Source organism: Streptosporangium sp. NBC_01469, from assembly GCF_036227305.1.
Classification (GTDB): Bacteria; Actinomycetota; Actinomycetes; order Streptosporangiales; family Streptosporangiaceae; genus Streptosporangium.
Map to the genome: position 1 here is coordinate 9,402,929 of NZ_CP109465.1, position 16,371 is coordinate 9,419,299.

A 16,371-nucleotide genomic window follows, 5' to 3' on the forward strand; every position below is an offset into this window, starting at 1 on the left:
TCACATGACAGACCACCTGGACGAATTCACGCAACGCTTGTGCATCGACTATGGTCCGGTGTCCGGTCAAGACCCCATACGCTGGCCGGAAGCTGTTAAGTTTTTCGCGGTTAGAGGCACGACCAGAGGTATGGCTTGAAGCATGTCTAGAGGCACGTCGGCATCGAAGAAGGTGGTGACATCATGACGCGGGTGGTCGTGGTGGGCGATCTCATGACCGACGCGGTCGCGCGGGCTCGTTACCCGCTGGCCCGGGCCAGTGACACACCGGCGATCGTCACCATGCACGGCGGTGGTTCGGGTGCCAACATCGCCTCCTGGCTCGCCGTCGAGGGCACGGAGGTCGCCTTCATCGGGCGACGCGGCGCCGACATCACGGGCCGTAACCGCGACATGGAGCTGATGGGGTACGGCGTCGACGCCCGCCTCGTCATGGATCCCGAGCGCCCGACCGGCACCTGCGTGGTGCTCGTCACCCACAAGGGCGAGCGGACCATGCTGTCCGACCCCGGCGCGAACGCGGCCCTGTCCCCCGAGGACCTGCCCCGCGACCTGTTCGCCCAGGGCGGGCACCTGCACCTGTCCGGCTACACCCTCATCAACGAGGGTTCCCGCGACGCCGGTATGGCCGCCCTGGAGATGGCCCGCCGCTCGGGGATGTCCGTCTCGGTCGACTGCTCCTCCTCCGCCCCGCTGGAGCGCACCGGCGCCGAGCCCTTCCTGGAGTGGACGCAGAGCGCCAAGCTGCTGTTCGCCAACTCCGACCAGGCGAAGGTCCTGACCGGCCGCGACGACCCGGCCGCCGCCGCCAAGGTCCTCACCGCCTGGTTCCCGCAGGTCGTCGTGAAGCTCCGCGACGAGGGCGCGCTCTGGTACGCCAACAACCGCCCCGACCCGATCAGGGTCCCCGCCGAGACCGTGGAGCGCGTGGTCGACGGCACCGGTGCCGGTGACGCCTTCACCGCGGGCTTCCTGCCCGCCTGGCTGGGCGGCAAGCCCCCGGCCGAGGCCCTCGCCTCCGGCTGCCACCTGGCCTCCCGGGCCATCTCGCACCTGGGTGCCCGGCCGCGCCTCTGACCCGCCCGCGCGGGTGTCTCTCCGGATTCTCCGCTCCAGCCGGAGATCCAATACTGTGGCCGGACCACGTTCGCGGAGACCCCCTGGAGTGACGCATGCCGGAGCCCCGCCCTCTGCGGCCGGGTGACCCGGACCTGGTCGGCACGCCCGCCTACATGGCGCCCGCGCAGTTCCACGAGCAGGAGGTCGGACCGGCGTGCGGCGTGTTCGCCTGGGCCGGGACCATGGCGTTCGCGGCGACCGGGCAGTCGCCGTTCGGGCTGGGCAACCTGCCCGTGGTGATGCGCCGGATCCTCGTCACGGAACCGGACCTGTCCGGCGTGCACGTCAGCCACGCCTTCTCCGACCACGTCGATCTCGGGCTTCCCTGAAAACCCGCACCTTCCCGAGGGCCGCACCTTCCCGAGGCCCGCGTTTTTCCGAGGGCCGCGTTTTTCCGGAAGCCCGCGTTTGGGGAACCCATGCACGCGGGCCCTCTCGCCGCGTGGCACGCCCCCGCGCGTCGTGCCGGGCCCGTCCGCCGCTCGGCTCGCGGCGGTCCGGGCGCGCCGGACGCTCGTCCCTAGCTGGTGACCGCGAGGGCGAGGGGCAGCACGGCGGGGGCCCCGGCGTGGCGGAGCATCGCGGCTCCCAGCGTCATCGTCCAGCCGGTGTCGACCAGGTCGTCGACGAGCAGGACCGGACCTCCGGCCCCGGCGACGGCCGCGCCCAGGGCGGCGGGCATGGCGAGGGTGCCCCGGATCGCCTGGACGCGCTGCGCGCTGTTGAACTGCCGTCCGGGCGGGCCCGCCCGGTAACCGAGGTCGCCCAGATAGGTCAGGCGCCCCACCTGGGCCAGCCGCTCGGCCAGGCTGCGGACGAGCCGGGGGCGGCTTTCCGAGGGCACCGCGACGACGCCGACCGGGCGCTGGGCCCACTCCCAGGACGACAGCACCTTGATCACGGCGGCGAAGACGTCGTCGGGGACCGGCTCGTCGGGGGCGCCGTCGGCGAGGAGGCCGCGCAGGCGGTTGCCCCAGCCGATGTCGGTGAGCCTGCCCAGCACCCTCCCGGGCTCGGCGCCCAGCTCCGGCTTGATCCGGCCCTTGAGATCGGCCAGCCCGGTCGGCCACTGCCTGCGGGCCTCGATGTCCACCCCGGGCCGCTGGAGCCGGTCGGCGGCCGACCGTACGGCCCGCTCGTCCACCTCGGGCGAGCGGTGGGTGCCGGTGCAGTTGTCGCAGCGCCCGCAGGGGGCGGCGGTGTCGTCGTCGAGGCGACGGCGCAGGAACTCCTCGCGGCAGCCGGTGGTGTCGAGGTAGTCGAGCATGGCCCGCTGCTCGGCCTCCCGCTCGGCGGCGACCCTGGCGTAGCGCGGGGCGTCGTACGCCCAGGGCTCGCCGGTGGACTCCCAGCCGCCCTTGACCCGGTGCACCGCGCCGTCGACGTCGAGGACCTTCAGCATGGTCTCCAGGCGGCTCCGGCTGAGGTCCACCCGGTTCTCCAGGGCGGCCGTGGACATCACGCCGCCCTCCTCCAGCGCGGCCAGCACGGTGCGCACGACGGGCTCGGGCGGGAAGGCCAGCGAGGCGAAGTAGGCCCAGATGTCGCGGTCCTCCGCGCCGGGCAGCAGGATCACCTCGGCACGCTCGACCCCTCGGCCCGCACGGCCGACCTGCTGGTAGTAGGCCACCGGGGACTGGGGAGCGCCGACGTGCACGACGAAGCCGAGGTCGGGCTTGTCGTAGCCCATGCCCAGCGCGGAGGTCGCGACCAGCGCCTTGATCTTGTTGTCGAGCAGCGCCTGCTCGGCCGCGAGCCGCTCGGCCTGCTCGGTCTGCCCGGAGTAGGCGACCACCTCGTGGCCCTGCTCGCGCAGGTAGGCGGCGATCTCCTGGGCGGCGGCCACGGTGAGCGTGTAGACGATGCCGGAACCGGGGAGCTCGTGCAGCGTCTGGGCGAGCCAGGCCAGGCGCTGCTCGGCGCCGCGCAGGCGCACGACCCCGAGATGGAGGCTGTCGCGCTCCAGCGCGCCGCGCAGCACGAGCGTCTCCTCGCCCATCTGCTCGGCGACGTCGCGGGTGACCCTGGCGTTGGCCGTGGCGGTGGTCGCGAGGATCGGCACGCCCTCGGTGAGCTCCTCGAACAGCGTGCGCAGCCGCCGGTAGTCGGGACGGAAGTCGTGGCCCCAGTCGGAGATGCAGTGTGCCTCGTCGACCACGATCAGGCCCGCGCTCTCGGCCAGCTCGGGCAGCACGTGGTCGCGGAAGTCGGGGTTGTTGAGCCGCTCGGGGCTGACGAGCAGCACGTCGACCGCGCCCTCGGCGACCTGGTTGTAGATCTGCTCCCACTCCTCGGGGTTGGCCGAGTTGACCGTGACCGCGGTGATCCCGGCGCGCTCGGCGGCGGCGATCTGGTTGCGCATCAGGGCCAGCAACGGCGACACGATGACGGTCGGCCCCTCGCCCAGCTCGCGCAGGAGCGCGGTGGCGATGAAGTAGACCGCCGACTTGCCCCAGCCGGTGCGCTGCACCACGAGCACCCGGCGCCGGTCCATGACCAGTGCCTTGATGGCCGCCCACTGGTCCTCGCGCAGCCGGGCGTGCTCCCCGGCGAGCGCCCGTAGCCGCTCCTCGGCCTCTTCGCGCAGCATCAGCTCTTCGCTCACCCGGTCATTGGTACCAGGTCTCGCCGACTGTTTTCCCCCGGTACGGCACACACGTGCCGCACATGCCGTACCGAGAGGGGTGTGGAGCCCGGCGCGCGCCCTCACCGGAGAGGGGTGGATCGCCCGGCGCGTCCCGTGCCGGAGGGGGTGCGGGGGATTCGCCGGGAGAGGGTGCGAGGGTCCGTCGGCGAGCTTCCCGGCCCCCGGCGGGCGAGCGGCCGGGGCACCTCCGGAGGGCGGCGGGCAGGCGGACGAGGGCCGCCGGGAGGCCCGGCGGGCGGGTGGCCGGGGATTCATCCGGAGGCCCGGCGGGCGGGTGGCGGGGGGCCGTCCGGAGGCCGCAGCCCGTTTCGTCGGCGCCACCGGACGTGCGGTGCCGGGAGCTGGGGACATGATGGGCTCCGCGCCGTGATTTGATGCATCCACTATGGACGTCACCACCTGGTACCTCGAACAGACCTCCCGCTCGGACCTGCTGCCCGCCAAGCCGCCGTCGGTCGAGGTCGACATCGTGCGCGCCGAGCTGCCCTCACCCGAGTTCAGCCGGTTCCTCACCACGGCCGTCGGCGGAGACTGGCACTGGACCAACAAGCTGCCGTGGACCTGGGACGAGTGGGCGGACTGGCTGGCCGGCGGCGTGGAGACCTGGGTGGCCTACCACCGCGGCACCCCCGCGGGCTACGTCGAGCTCGTCCCCCAGGAGGACGCGGCGGTCGAGATCAACTCCTTTGGTCTCCTCGCGTGGGCGATCGGCAAGGGCATCGGCGGTCACCTGCTGGAGATCGGCGCGGCGAGGGCCTGGGACCTGGCCGACCGGCAGCCGGAGCGGGAGCCGACCCGGCGGGTTTGGCTGCACACCTGCTCCCTCGACAGCCCGGTGGCGCTCGCCAACTACCGGGCGCGCGGTTTCAGGGTCTACGACACCAAGGTGAACGTGCCCGGCGACGAGCACGAGGGCGAGACCCCCGGCCCCTGGCCGGGGGCGGGCCCCCGGACTCGGGGATTCTCCGCCGCCTCCGGCACCCCGCCGGAACGGCCCTAGCACCCGCGGGCAGGCCGGAAGGCCCGGAAGTGTCGGATGGGCTGGGTATGGTATCGAGTCTCGGTACGATGCCCGGTCGCCCCCGTCACCGGTCTCCCGCCGGACATCCCGGCCAAGGCTCCCCGGGGAGCCGGCGCCAACGGTTGGACCACGAAGACAGAAGGAGGATGCGCCTCCCCCCGGCCTGACGGCCGGGGCGCGCGCGCAGGAAATCAGATGGCTCGACGGACGACCACACCCCCGACCGACGAGGGCTTCGAGGAGCGGATCGTCGACATCGACGTTTCCACCGAGATGCGCACCAGCTTCCTCGAATACGCATACTCGGTCATCTACCAGCGGGCGCTGCCGGACGCCAGGGACGGCCTCAAGCCGGTCCAGCGCCGGATCCTCTACTCGATGAGCGAGATGGGCCTGCGGCCCGACCGGGGCCACGTCAAGTCGTCGCGCGTCGTCGGCGACGTGATGGGCAAGCTCCACCCGCACGGCGACACCGCCATCTACGACGCGCTGGTCCGCATGGCCCAGCCGTTCTCGATGCGCCTGCCGCTCATCGACGGGCACGGCAACTTCGGCTCCCCCGACGACATGCCCGCCGCGATGCGCTACACCGAGGCCCGGCTGGCCTCGGCGGCGATGGCCGTGGTCCAGTCGATCGACGAGGACACGGTCGACTTCAAGCCCAACTACGACGGCCAGGAGACCGAGCCCACGGTCATGCCGTCGGCCTTCCCCAACCTGCTGGTCAACGGTGCCACCGGCATCGCGGTCGGTATGGCCACCAACATGGCGCCGCACAACCTCGTGGAGGTCGTCGCCGCCGCCCGCCATCTGATCAAGAAGCCGGACGCGACGCTCGACGACCTGATGCGGTTCGTCCCCGGCCCCGACCTGCCCACCGGCGGCACGATCATCGGCCTCGACGGCATCCGCGACGCGTACACCAAGGGCCGGGGCACCTTCCGGATGCGCGCCAAGTGCGCCATCGAGCAGGTCAGCCCCCGCCGCAAGGGCATCGTCGTCACCGAGCTGCCCTTCAACGTCGGCCCCGAGCGCGTGGTCACCAAGATCAGGGAGCTGGTCACCGCCAAGAAGCTCCAGGGCATCTCCGACCTCAAGGACCTCAGCGACCGGCACAAGGGCCTCAGCCTGGTCATCGAGATCAAGAACGGCTTCATCCCCGAGGCCGTGCTGGAGGAGCTCTACCGGCTCACGCCGATGGAGGAGACCTTCGGCATCAACAACGTCGCCCTGGTCGACGGCGAGCCGCGCACGCTGGGCCTGCGCGAGCTGCTCCAGGTCTACGTCGACCACCGCATCAATGTGGTCCGCCGCCGCTCGCTCTACCGCCGGCGCAAGCGCGAGGAGCGCCTGCACCTCGTCGAGGGCCTCGTCGTCGCCCTGCTCAACATCGACGAGGTCATCCAGGTCATCCGCTCCTCCGACAACTCCGCCCAGGCCCGCGAGCGCCTGACGGAGGTCTTCGAGCTCTCGGAGATCCAGGCCAACTACATCCTCGACACCCCGCTGCGCCGCCTGACCCGCTACGACAAGCTGGAGCTCGACCGCGAGAGCCAGACCCTGCGCGACGAGATCGCCGAGCTGACCGCGATCCTGTCCTCCGACGACAAGCTCCGCAAGGTCGTCTCCGACGAGCTCGCCCAGGTCTCGAAGACCTTCGGTACCCCGCGCCGTACGGTGCTGCTGGAGTCCTCGGGGGTCGTGAGGAACGTCTCGGCCCCCCTGGAGGTGGCCGACGACCCCTGCCTGGTGCTGTTCTCCTCCACCGGCCTGCTGGCCCGCACGTTCGACGCCTCGCCGCTCGCCGGTGACGGTGACCGCTCGGCCCACGACGTGCTGATCTCCGCCGTGCGGAGCACGGTCAGGGGTGAGGTGGGCGTGGTCACCAACCAGGGGCGGATGATCCGGGTCCAGGTGGTCGACCTGCCCACGCTGCCCCGCTCGGCCAACCCGCCGTCGCTGTCCGGCGGCCACCCGGTCTCGGAGTACGTCACCTTCAACCCGGGCGAGACGGTCGTCGGCATCGGCTCGCTCGATCCCGACGGGCCCGGCCTGGCGCTGGGCACGGTGCAGGGGGTGGTCAAGCGGGTCGTCCCCGACTACCCGGCCAACCGCGACGACTTCGAGGTGATCACCCTCAAGGAGGGCGACACCGTGGTGGGCGCGGTGGAGCTGGAGAGCGAGGACCACGATCTCGTCTTCATCACCTCCGAGGCCCAGTTGCTGCGCTACTCCGCCTCCGTCGTCCGCCCGCAGGGCCGCCCCGCGGGCGGCATGGCCGGTGTACGGCTGGACGGCGACACCACGGCGATCTGGTTCGGCGCGGTCGATCCCGCCCGCGAGTCACAGGTCGTGACGATCGCCGGTTCCTCGACGGCACTGCCCGGCACCCAGATCGGCGGCGCCAAGGTCTCCGACTTCGCCGAATACCCGCCGAAGGGCCGGGGCACCGGCGGGGTCCGCGTCCAGCGGTTCCTCAAGGGCGAGGACGTCCTGCTGCTCGCCTGGGCGGGTCCCGGCCCGGCCCGCGCGGTCTCGGCCGTCGGCAAGCCCGTGCCTCTCCCCGAGGAGCTGGGCCGCCGTGACGGCTCCGGTGTACGGCTCACCCACACCGTGTCGGCCGTGGGCGGCGCCCTTGGCGCCGGAGACGGCGAGCAGGGCTCCGGAGCGGCTCCCGCCCCGGAGGCGTGACCCCCGCGAACGAAACCCCGGGAGCCCCCGCCAGGACGGCGGGAGCTCCCGGGGCCGGGTACGGCGGGCCCGGGGAGGCCCTGAGATCACGCGAGGCGGTCAGCGGACCGCGGGGCCTTCGGGAGACACCTCCGGCCGTAAGACCCTGTGTCGTGAGGCTTCCGTCCGGACCGTAAGGCCCTGACATCACCCGGAGGCCGGTCGATCGCGAAGCCGAGATCACGGCGAGAGGCCCGATCGGCACGGAGGCCCTGAGATCGCGCAGGACGGTCAGTCGACGCACAGGCAGAACGGGTGTCCGGCGGGGTCGAGAAAGACCCGGAAACCCTCGTCCTCGCCCGGCTGGTACGGGTGTTTGGACGCGCCGAGCGCCAGCGCCTCCTTTTCGGCCTCGTCGAGGTTCTCAACCGTCAGATCGAGGTGGAACTGCTGGGACCGTTCGGTGGTGGGCCACTCCGGCGGCCGGTAGTCGGGGACCCGCTGGAAGCAGAGCCGTCCGGGCCTGCCCCCGGTGACCACCACCCAGTCGTCCTCGACGCTGGCGATCTTCCAGCCCAGGAGGGCGCTGTAGAAGTCGGCCAGTTGCTTGGGGTCTGGACAGTCGAGGACGATCGACCTCAGCTGTGCGATTCCCATGCTTCCTCCCAAACTCGGCACCGATGAAGATCCTATGGCGGTGTCACCGGGAGCTTCAACGGCGTTCCGCGCCGATCGGACCCGGGGCACGCGGGGCGCCCCGGCCCGGTGCCATGAGCGCGGCCGCGGCCCGGCCCGCCTTTCCTCGACGGGCGGGCCGAAACCCGGCATCTCAGGTGAGCGCGCCCTGGAGCGCGAACCGGATCGCCATCAGCAGCTGCCAGGGCTCACCCGACTCCCAGAAGCGGACGACCCTGGCCACCCTGTCCGTCGGCTCGAACTCGCCGGTCCCCTGCGGGCCGAAACACCCCGCCTCCGCGAGGACGGCCACGAACGGGTCGTCGTCCTTCAGTGACCGGGTGTAGACCGCCGCGTCGAGCAGGGCCAGTGCCGAGCGCGCGTTGCGCCCCCCGTCCCTGGCCTCGACCCGGTCGAGCTTCCGCCTGCCCTGGTCGCGAAGATAATCGGCCAGCGATTCGGTCCTGCTCATCAGCCTCTCCACACTTCCGGACTCTGGGTGACGACATCATGACCCAGGGCGACAGGCAGTGGTGGGATCTTGGTGAAGTCCTCACCCGGTGCGGCCCCGGCAACGCTCGCGAAACCGGCATGAAGCATCATTGGTCCGTTGATTGCGCCGACCGAGGGATGCGTACGTGAGTGCTTTTGACGACCTGCTGGCCGCCAACGAGGAGTTCTCCGCCACGTTCACCAATGCCGAACTGACCGGCAGGGCCGCCCGTGGCCTCGCCGTGGTCACCTGCATGGACTCGCGGATCGATCCGCTGGGGCTCTTCGGCCTGAAGCCGGGGGACGCCAAGATCCTCCGTAACGCCGGGGCCCGGGTGACCGACGACGTCCTGCGCACGCTTGTCCTGGCGGTCACCCTGCTGGGGGTGGAGCGGGTGCTGGTCATGCCGCACACCGACTGCGGCATGAACAAGGTCACCGACGACGAGGTGCACGCGATCGCCGCCCGGCGCGGCGTCGACACCCGCAGCCTGGACTTCCACACCGTCCCCGACCAGGACGCGGCGCTGCGCCACGACCTCGTACGGATCAGGACCAGCCCGTTCCTGCCCGTGGGGATGCCGGTAGGCGGGGCCGTCTACGACGTGCGCACCGGCAAGCTGATGCCTGTCGAGATCTGAGCATCGGGATCCGGCCCCGGCACGGGAACCGGCCGGGGCCGGGGCCGGATCCGGTTTCACGATTCCACGGCGTTCGCCGGCGTTCGAAGGCTGCGGGCATGACGGATGGCTCGCCCGCACATCCGGTCGGCGGCGGCCCGATCACCTGACCGGCGCTCCGGATCCCGCCCAGGGCTGTCCCCGCCGGAAAGTCACCCGGCGGGGATGATCACGCGTCGATGTGGTCGCGGTCGATCTCGGCCGCGCTGCTCACGATGAACTCCCGGCGCGGGGCCACGTCGCTGCCCATCAGGAGGGCGAAGATGCGCTCGGCCTCCTCGATGTCCTCGATGCGGACCCGGCGCAGGGTGCGGTGGCGGGGCTCCATGGTCGTCTCGGCCAGCTGGTCGGCGTCCATCTCACCCAGGCCCTTGTAGCGCTGGATCGGGTCCTTCCAGCGCTTGCCCCGGCGCTCCAGGTCGCGCAGCATCCGCTGCAGCTCGGCGTCGGAGTAGCAGTAGACGTACTTGCCGTGACCGCGGGTGGGGTTGATGACCTCGATGCGGTGCAGCGGCGGCACGGCGGCGAAGACCCGCCCGGCCTCGACCATCGGCTTCATGTAGCGGTGGAACAGGGTCAGCAGGAGGCAGCGGATGTGCGCCCCGTCGACGTCGGCGTCGGCCATCAGGATGACCTTGCCGTAGCGGGCGGCCTCGATGTCGAAGGAACGCCCTGAGCCCGCGCCGATGACCTGGATGATCGCGGCGCACTCGGCGTTCTTGAGCATGTCGGCGACGGACGCCTTCTGCACGTTCAGGATCTTGCCCCGGATCGGCAGCAGCGCCTGGAACTCCGAGTTTCTCGCCGCGCGGGCGGTGCCCAGCGCCGAGTCGCCCTCGACGATGAACAGCTCGCTGCGGTCGACCTCGTCGCTGCGGCAGTCGACCAGCTTGGCGGGGAGCGCCGAGTTCTCCAGGGCGGTCTTGCGGCGCTGGTTGTCGCGGTGCTCCCTGGCGGCGATGCGGGCCTTGGCCGCCGCGACGATCTTCTCCAGGACCGCGCGGAGCTGCGGCTTGGCGTTGCGCGACGGGTTGGCGAGCAGCTCCTTGAGCTCTCGCGAGACGACGTGAGCGACGATCCTGGAGGCCGCCGAGGTGCCCAGGACCTCCTTGGTCTGCCCCTCGAACTGCGGCTCGGGCACCCGGACGGTCACCACGGCGGTGAGACCCTCCATGATGTCCTCGCGGGTCACCGGGGCGTCGCCGTTCTTGAGCAGGCGGGTCTCGCGCAGCTGCTCGTTCAGGGTGCGGACGAGGGCGCGCTCGAAACCGTTGACGTGGGTGCCGCCCTTGGGGGTGGCGATCACGTTGACGAAGGAGCGGACGGTGCTGTCGTAGCCCTTGCCCCAGCGCACCGCCACGTCGACGGTGAGCTCCCGCTGGACCTCGGTCGGGGTCATGTTCCCCAGGTCGTCGAGGACCGGGACGGTCTCGTGGAAGTGGCCGGTGCCCTGCAGGCGCAGCACGTCGCAGACGGCCTCGTCGCGGGCGAGGAACTCGGTGAACTCCGAGATGCCGCCGTCGAAGTGGAACTCCTCCTCGACGGCCTCCTCGCCGCGGCTGTCGCGCACGGCCAGGGACAGGCCGGGGACCAGGAACGCGGTCTGGCGGAGGCGGACGTGGATCTCGTCGAGGGAGACCTCGGCCTCGGGCAGGAAGATCTGGTGGTCGACCCAGAAGCGCACGCGGGTGCCGGTGACGTTCTTCGCCACGGCGCCGCCGTCGCGCAGCCCTGACTTCTTCTTGAACTTCGCCTTGGGGCCGTCGCCGTCGAAAACGCCGGGCACGCCCCTGCGGAAGCTGATCTCGTGGATCCGGCCGTTGAGGTCGACCTCGATGTCCAACCGCGAGGACAGGGCGTTGACGACGGAGGCACCGACGCCGTGCAGGCCGCCCGAGGCGCCGTAGGCGCCGCCGCCGAACTTCCCGCCCGCGTGGAGCTTGGTGTAGACGAGCTCCACGCCCGCCAGGCCGCTCTTGGGCTCGACGTCGACCGGGATGCCCCGGCCGTCGTCGCGGACCTCGATGGAGCCGTCGGGGTGCAGCTCGACCTCGATGCGGCTGCAGTAACCGGCCAGGGCCTCGTCGACCCCGTTGTCCACGATCTCCCAGAGGCAGTGCATGAGACCGCGACTGTCGGTCGACCCGATGTACATGCCTGGACGCTTGCGGACGGCTTCGAGACCCTCCAGCACCGACAGGTGGCGGGCCGTATAACCCGTCTCCGCGCTAACTGCGGTCACGCCCACTCCCACTCTGTCGAACACGTGTGCGCAGCTTACCGTTCTTCCCACCACGACGCGTACAAGCTTGCCATCCGGCGGGCTCGGGCGTTACATCCGGCGTGATCATCATTACTTTCGGACACTTTCCGCTCTGGGCGTAGCAGGGGGTCGGTTGGGAACGTTCGTATCGGGTTAGATGTTCTCTCAAGTGACTGACGCCAGATCCTCCACCTCAGGGGATGACCTGAAAGGCGATACGTGACTGGAACCCTCGCCCCCGCCAAGCAGCTCACAGCTGCTGACCGCTGTGACCGGTGCGGCGCCCAGGCTTACATCCGCGCGACCCTGCCCGTAGGTGGGGAGCTGCTGTTCTGCGCCCATCACGGGCGTCAGCACGTGGCCGTGCTGAGAGACAAGGGCGCCAACATCCAGGACGAGTCCGCTCGTCTCAGCGACGCCCCGGCCTCGGCAGGCAACGACGAACGATAACCAGACGAATGGAGCCATCATCGGACCCGATAGTGATATCGGCCCGCCACCGTGAAGCCCTGCCGCTCGTAGAGCGCCCTGGCAGCGGTGTTCGACTCCACTACGACTAAATATGCCCGCTGTGTGCCCTGCGCCCGTGCATGCGAGAGCAGGGCACGCAACACCTTCCATCCATGGCCCCTGCGCCGCGCGTGCGGCACCACGGCCATGGAGTAGATCCCGAACCACTCCCCCTGGACCACGCCCCGCCCGACGGCCTCCCGGCCGAGCGAGGCGTATACGGCCGGCACGCCGGTGAGGATCCGCGCGGCCGTCACCAGACCGTCGCCACCGAACCTCCCGTCCACGCTCCACCAGGCGTCCAACCACGCCTGTGAGGGCGCCTCAGCGAGCTCGACCTTCTCTCCAGGCCCCGGCCCTCCCCGCCCCTCCGGCCCCCCGTCCCCGGGTGAGAGGCGCGCAGTCATGATCAGTGTGGGATCCACCACCCTGTAGCCGCGCGCCCCCAGCGACGCGTCCAGACCAGGCGCGGCACCGCCTCCCACAGAGAAGACACAGGGCAGCCCGCGGTCGGCGTAGAACTTCTCGGCTCCCTCGACGGCCGCCTCCAGGTCCTCCGGCTCGCCCAGCGGCAGCACGGAGTTGGCCCGCTTGGTCACCCCGTCCGCGGCGCGCAGCGTCCAGCCCCCGGCGTCCACCCGATGGAGCGCCGGCCAGGCCTGGTCGACCAGCCGGTCGAAGACCTCATCGATCATGCTGAAGGATCCTAACCCCCCGATCGCCCCACTACGCTCGGCGACTGTGCTGATTCTGCTGCCTCCGTCCGAGGGAAAGGCCGCGCGGGGCGACGGCCCCGCCCTCGACCTGCCCCGGCTGAGCTTTCCCGCCCTCGGCTCGCCCAGGGAGATCGTCCTGAACGCGCTCACCGCGCTGTGCCGGGAACCGGCCGCGCGGGACGTCCTCGGCCTGTCGCCGGGGCAGGCCGGTGAGGTCGGCGTGAACCTGCTCCTGCGGACCGCGCCGACGCTGGCCGCGGCCGACCTGTACACCGGTGTGCTCTACGACAACCTCGGCCTGGCCTCGCTGTCCCCCGAGGCCGCGGCGCGGGCCTCGGAGCGGCTGCTGATCTTCTCCGGCCTCTGGGGCCTGCTGCGGCTCGGCGACCGCGTGCCGCCGTACCGGCTGTCGATGGGGGTGCGGCTGCCGCCACTCGGCGGCCTGGGCGCCTTCTGGCGCCGGTCGGTCACCCCCCTGCTCGACGCCGAGCCCGGCCTGGTCGTGGACCTGCGCTCCAGCACGTACGCGGCGGCGTGGCAGCCGGGCGGCCGGGCGGTGGCGGTACGGGTGTTCAGGGACGGGAAGGTGGTCAGCCACATGGCCAAGGCCACCCGCGGCGTGATCGCCCGCTCCCTGCTGGAGGGGGGCGTGGATCCGGAGGGTCCAGAGGAGCTCGCCAAGGTCCTGGACCATCTCGGTCACTCCGTCACTCTCTGTGAACCGCCCACGGGGAAACGGTCGTGGACACTCGACGTCATGGTGTGATGTCCCGCGGGCTCCCCTCCCGTGGCCGTACCGGGGACGCGGCGGGCGTGCCGAAGGACCTCGGCCGGGTTCACGCCGCGACGAGGTGGAGCCGCCCGCAGGCCCGCTGGAACTGCTGGGTGGGATCGCCGAGGTAGGACCACGGCAACCTGCTGACCCTGCCTCCCGTCCGCACCAGGTGCCCGCGCGCGGGCCGCCGCAGGTCGGCCAGGTAGAAGGCGGCCCCGAACAGGTTGTGCGCCTCGATCGACCGGGGATGGCCGTCACTTCCCAGCCAGCGGCCCGAGTGTGAGACGACCTCGCGCAGCGCCCCGTCGGAGAACCAGCCGCCGCGCGACATCGGCGACCGCTCGGCGGACACCTGCTCGAAGTGGGCCAGCGGCACCAGGGACGCCATCGGATCCCCGTCGGGCGCCCGCGAGACGGCCTGCCTGGCGAACTCCAGCATCTCCTGGGCACTGCCACCCCAGGCGGGGGACAACGTCATGAGCCGGGCCACGTTGGCCGGGAACAGCGTCGGATAACGGCGAACGGCCTCGTACCAGACCGCGTCCTTCTCCTGGCGCGGCCGGTCGAGGCCGAGGTAGAGCCACATGATCGATTCCCAGGGCACCGGATCGGACGGCGCGAGGGACGCCGCGGTGAAGAGCGGCGTCCTGGCCGACTCCATCGCCTCCTGGAAGGCCTGCACGCGCTGCGCCTGCACGGCCCGCGCCTTGACATCCGGCTTGATCGTCCAGGCTTCCTCGATGCGGGTGCGCCCGAGCCAGAGCCAGAGGTCGGGGTTGGCCCGGTCACGGGCCGTCAACGCCTCTATGGCACGGCTGTGACCGACGGCCGCCCTGGCCAGCGCCTCGATCCTGAGCGCACGGCTCTCCGGATCGCCGCGGGCCGCGCCGATCGTGATCGTGCCGGCTTCGAACACCTTCCGGCGTACCGCGGCGACCGCCTCGTCGAGCATCGCGTCCGCCCACGGACGATCGATGATCACCCGCAGTCCCCGGGCGCGAATCCTGTCAGCTTCGGCCACACCCATGAGGCGGCAGCCTAGGAGCCCGTTTCACACGGTGTGCTACCGACCTGTTACACCCGCGTTAACGACAAAGGGCCCGCACCATATGGTGCGGGCCCTTTGTCAGGAAGTCTCAGTCAAGGTAGTCGCGCAGGACCTGGGACCGGGACGGGTGGCGGAGCTTGGACATCGTCTTGGACTCGATCTGCCGGATGCGCTCGCGCGTCACCCCGTAGACCTTGCCGATCTCGTCCAGCGTCTTCGGCTGACCGTCGGTCAGGCCGAAACGCATCGAGACCACGCCCGCCTCGCGCTCGGACAGCGTGTCCAGAACGGAGTGGAGCTGCTCCTGCAGAAGCGTGAAACTGACCGCGTCCGCGGGAACGATGGCCTCGGAGTCCTCGATGAGGTCACCGAACTCGCTGTCCCCCTCCTCACCCAGCGGGGTGTGCAGGGAGATCGGCTCGCGACCGTACTTCTGGACCTCGACGACCTTCTCGGGGGTCATGTCGAGCTCGCGCGCCAGCTCCTCCGGGGTGGGCTCGCGGCCCAGGTCCTGGAGCATCTGCCGCTGGACGCGAGCCAGCTTGTTGATCACTTCGACCATGTGGACCGGGATGCGGATGGTCCGCGCCTGGTCGGCCATGGCGCGGGTGATCGCCTGCCGGATCCACCACGTGGCGTAGGTGGAGAACTTGTAACCCTTGGTGTAGTCGAACTTCTCGACCGCGCGGATCAGGCCCAGGTTGCCCTCCTGGATCAGGTCCAGGAAGAGCATTCCGCGCCCCGTGTAACGCTTGGCCAGCGAGACCACGAGACGGAGGTTGGCCTCCAGCAGGTGGTTCTTGGCCCGGCGGCCGTCCTCGGCGATCCACTCCAGCTCGGCGCGAACGTCGACCGGGAGCTTCTCGCCGTCGGTGCCGAGCTGTTCCTCGGCGAACAGACCGGCCTCGATGCGCTTGGCGAGCTCGACCTCCTGCTCGGCGTTGAGCAGGGGGACCTTGCCGATCTGCTTGAGGTAGTCCTTGACCGGGTCGGCGGTGGCGCCGGCGGCGGCGACCTGAGGCACCGGGGCGTCATCGTCGTCATCGGTGAGGATGAGGACCTCGTCCTCGTTCACCTCGACGGCCTCGACCTTGGGCTCCTCCTCGACCTCGGCCTCGGCCTCCACTTCGACCTCGGCTTCCACCTCCACCTCGACCTCGACTTCGACCTCGGCCACGGCCTCCAGGTCGAAGTCCTCGATCTCGACGTCCTCGAGCTCGATGACCTCGTCGTCGTCACCGGTGACCGGCTTCGGCGCGGACGCGGGAGCCGGGACGGCGGCCCCGGCGGGACCGGCCTTCCTCGGCGGCGGGGTGGGAACCGGCTTCTTGGCGGCCGGGGCGACCTTCTTGGCCGGGGCCACCGGCTTCTTGGCCGCGGTCGCGGCGGGCTCGGAACCGCTGACGACCGCGGTGACGGTCTCCGGCTGCTCCTTGGCCGCGGCAGCGGTCTTGGTCTTCTTGACGGCGGCGGGCGCGGCCGGGGCAGTGCGGGGCTTCTTGGAAGTGCGGGGCTTCTTGGGAGCCGCGGAATCCTCGGCAGTCAGCCGTACTGTGATGCCCTCTTTGCTGAGGCTTCGCAGGATTCCAGCGACCTGCGCCATCGGAATGTCCGCTTCCTCGACGGCCTTGCGGACATCCTCGGACTCGAGGAACCCCTGCGAGCGCCCCCGCTCCATCAGCTGCTGAATGACGGGCTCGTTCAGCTCGGATGGCTTCGAGCGAGTCGAACTTGCAGGCGACACGAACACCTCTC

At 70.9% G+C, this 16,371-nt stretch carries 14 protein-coding genes; 7 read left to right on the top strand and 7 right to left on the bottom strand.

From position 1 onward, the window contains the following. Window positions 1–183: 183 nt before the first annotated feature. Together OG587_RS40995 and OG587_RS41000 are read left to right on the top strand one after the other, a co-directional pair. Window positions 184–1,077: a carbohydrate kinase family protein gene (locus OG587_RS40995; RefSeq protein ID WP_329084231.1), complete on the top strand. Its 894-nt coding sequence runs from the start codon at window positions 184–186 to the stop codon at window positions 1,075–1,077. Window positions 1,078–1,172: 95 nt separating this feature from the next. Continuing rightward, window positions 1,173–1,448 (top strand): hypothetical protein, encoded by a 276-nt coding sequence (locus OG587_RS41000; RefSeq protein ID WP_329084232.1) that lies wholly within the window; start codon window positions 1,173–1,175, stop codon window positions 1,446–1,448. 191 nt (window positions 1,449–1,639) lie between these two features. Here OG587_RS41000 and OG587_RS41005 read toward each other — a convergent pair whose 3' ends face one another. Next, window positions 1,640–3,709 carry a RecQ family ATP-dependent DNA helicase gene (locus OG587_RS41005; RefSeq protein ID WP_329094160.1) on the bottom strand — a complete coding sequence of 690 codons (2,070 nt, stop codon included), beginning with the start codon at window positions 3,707–3,709 and terminating at the stop codon, window positions 1,640–1,642. Window positions 3,710–4,151: 442 nt separating this feature from the next. Between OG587_RS41005 and OG587_RS41010 the strand changes: the two genes are divergently transcribed. Further along, window positions 4,152–4,766: a GNAT family N-acetyltransferase gene (locus tag OG587_RS41010; protein WP_329084233.1), complete on the top strand. Its 615-nt coding sequence runs from the start codon at window positions 4,152–4,154 to the stop codon at window positions 4,764–4,766. A gap of 216 nt (window positions 4,767–4,982) precedes the next feature. After that, a complete protein-coding gene (locus tag OG587_RS41015) occupies window positions 4,983–7,478 on the top strand; it encodes a DNA gyrase/topoisomerase IV subunit A (RefSeq protein WP_329084234.1) in 2,496 nt (831 codons plus the stop codon). A gap of 270 nt (window positions 7,479–7,748) precedes the next feature. Here OG587_RS41015 and OG587_RS41020 read toward each other — a convergent pair whose 3' ends face one another. Beyond that, window positions 7,749–8,114: a VOC family protein gene (locus OG587_RS41020; protein WP_329084235.1), complete on the bottom strand. Its 366-nt coding sequence runs from the start codon at window positions 8,112–8,114 to the stop codon at window positions 7,749–7,751. Between the two features lie 172 nt (window positions 8,115–8,286). Further along, window positions 8,287–8,604: a hypothetical protein gene (locus OG587_RS41025; RefSeq protein WP_329084236.1), complete on the bottom strand. Its 318-nt coding sequence runs from the start codon at window positions 8,602–8,604 to the stop codon at window positions 8,287–8,289. 166 nt (window positions 8,605–8,770) lie between these two features. On the opposite strand from OG587_RS41025, the gene OG587_RS41030 reads away from it, so the two are divergent. Next, complete coding sequence (locus tag OG587_RS41030; protein WP_329084237.1) at window positions 8,771–9,265, top strand: beta-class carbonic anhydrase; 495 nt, start codon at window positions 8,771–8,773, stop codon at window positions 9,263–9,265. A 208-nt stretch (window positions 9,266–9,473) separates the two neighbouring features. Here OG587_RS41030 and OG587_RS41035 read toward each other — a convergent pair whose 3' ends face one another. Next, window positions 9,474–11,546: a DNA gyrase/topoisomerase IV subunit B gene (locus OG587_RS41035; protein ID WP_329084238.1), complete on the bottom strand. Its 2,073-nt coding sequence runs from the start codon at window positions 11,544–11,546 to the stop codon at window positions 9,474–9,476. 240 nt (window positions 11,547–11,786) lie between these two features. Here OG587_RS41035 and OG587_RS41040 point away from each other — a divergent pair, with 240 nt between their 5' ends. After that, window positions 11,787–12,017 (top strand): DUF7455 domain-containing protein, encoded by a 231-nt coding sequence (locus tag OG587_RS41040; protein ID WP_329084239.1) that lies wholly within the window; start codon window positions 11,787–11,789, stop codon window positions 12,015–12,017. A gap of 17 nt (window positions 12,018–12,034) precedes the next feature. Here OG587_RS41040 and OG587_RS41045 read toward each other — a convergent pair whose 3' ends face one another. Then, entirely contained in the window at window positions 12,035–12,772 is a 738-nt protein-coding gene (locus OG587_RS41045; protein WP_329084240.1) for a GNAT family N-acetyltransferase, read from the bottom strand. A 46-nt stretch (window positions 12,773–12,818) separates the two neighbouring features. Here OG587_RS41045 and OG587_RS41050 point away from each other — a divergent pair, with 46 nt between their 5' ends. Then, complete coding sequence (locus OG587_RS41050; protein ID WP_329084241.1) at window positions 12,819–13,559, top strand: YaaA family protein; 741 nt, start codon at window positions 12,819–12,821, stop codon at window positions 13,557–13,559. Window positions 13,560–13,629: 70 nt separating this feature from the next. Here the strand turns inward: OG587_RS41050 and OG587_RS41055 are convergent, their stop codons facing one another. Beyond that, complete coding sequence (locus OG587_RS41055) at window positions 13,630–14,550, bottom strand: hypothetical protein (RefSeq protein WP_329084242.1); 921 nt, start codon at window positions 14,548–14,550, stop codon at window positions 13,630–13,632. Between the two features lie 154 nt (window positions 14,551–14,704). Beyond that, window positions 14,705–16,360, bottom strand: a complete 1,656-nt coding sequence (locus OG587_RS41060; RefSeq protein ID WP_329084243.1) for an RNA polymerase sigma factor — start codon at window positions 16,358–16,360, stop codon at window positions 14,705–14,707. Window positions 16,361–16,371: the final 11 nt, after the last annotated feature.

Bases quoted from the DNA above. Each gene is read 5' to 3' on its own strand.
- OG587_RS40995 (WP_329084231.1), top strand. From the start codon at position 184: ATGACGCGGGTGGTCGTGGTGGGCGATCTCATGACCGACGCGGTCGCG.
- OG587_RS41000 (WP_329084232.1), top strand. From the start codon at position 1,173: ATGCCGGAGCCCCGCCCTCTGCGGCCGGGTGACCCGGACCTGGTCGGC.
- OG587_RS41005 (WP_329094160.1), bottom strand. From the start codon at position 3,709: ATGCTGCGCGAAGAGGCCGAGGAGCGGCTACGGGCGCTCGCCGGGGAG.
- OG587_RS41010 (WP_329084233.1), top strand. From the start codon at position 4,152: ATGGACGTCACCACCTGGTACCTCGAACAGACCTCCCGCTCGGACCTG.
- OG587_RS41015 (WP_329084234.1), top strand. From the start codon at position 4,983: ATGGCTCGACGGACGACCACACCCCCGACCGACGAGGGCTTCGAGGAG.
- OG587_RS41020 (WP_329084235.1), bottom strand. From the start codon at position 8,114: ATGGGAATCGCACAGCTGAGGTCGATCGTCCTCGACTGTCCAGACCCC.
- OG587_RS41025 (WP_329084236.1), bottom strand. From the start codon at position 8,604: ATGAGCAGGACCGAATCGCTGGCCGATTATCTTCGCGACCAGGGCAGG.
- OG587_RS41045 (WP_329084240.1), bottom strand. From the start codon at position 12,772: ATGATCGATGAGGTCTTCGACCGGCTGGTCGACCAGGCCTGGCCGGCG.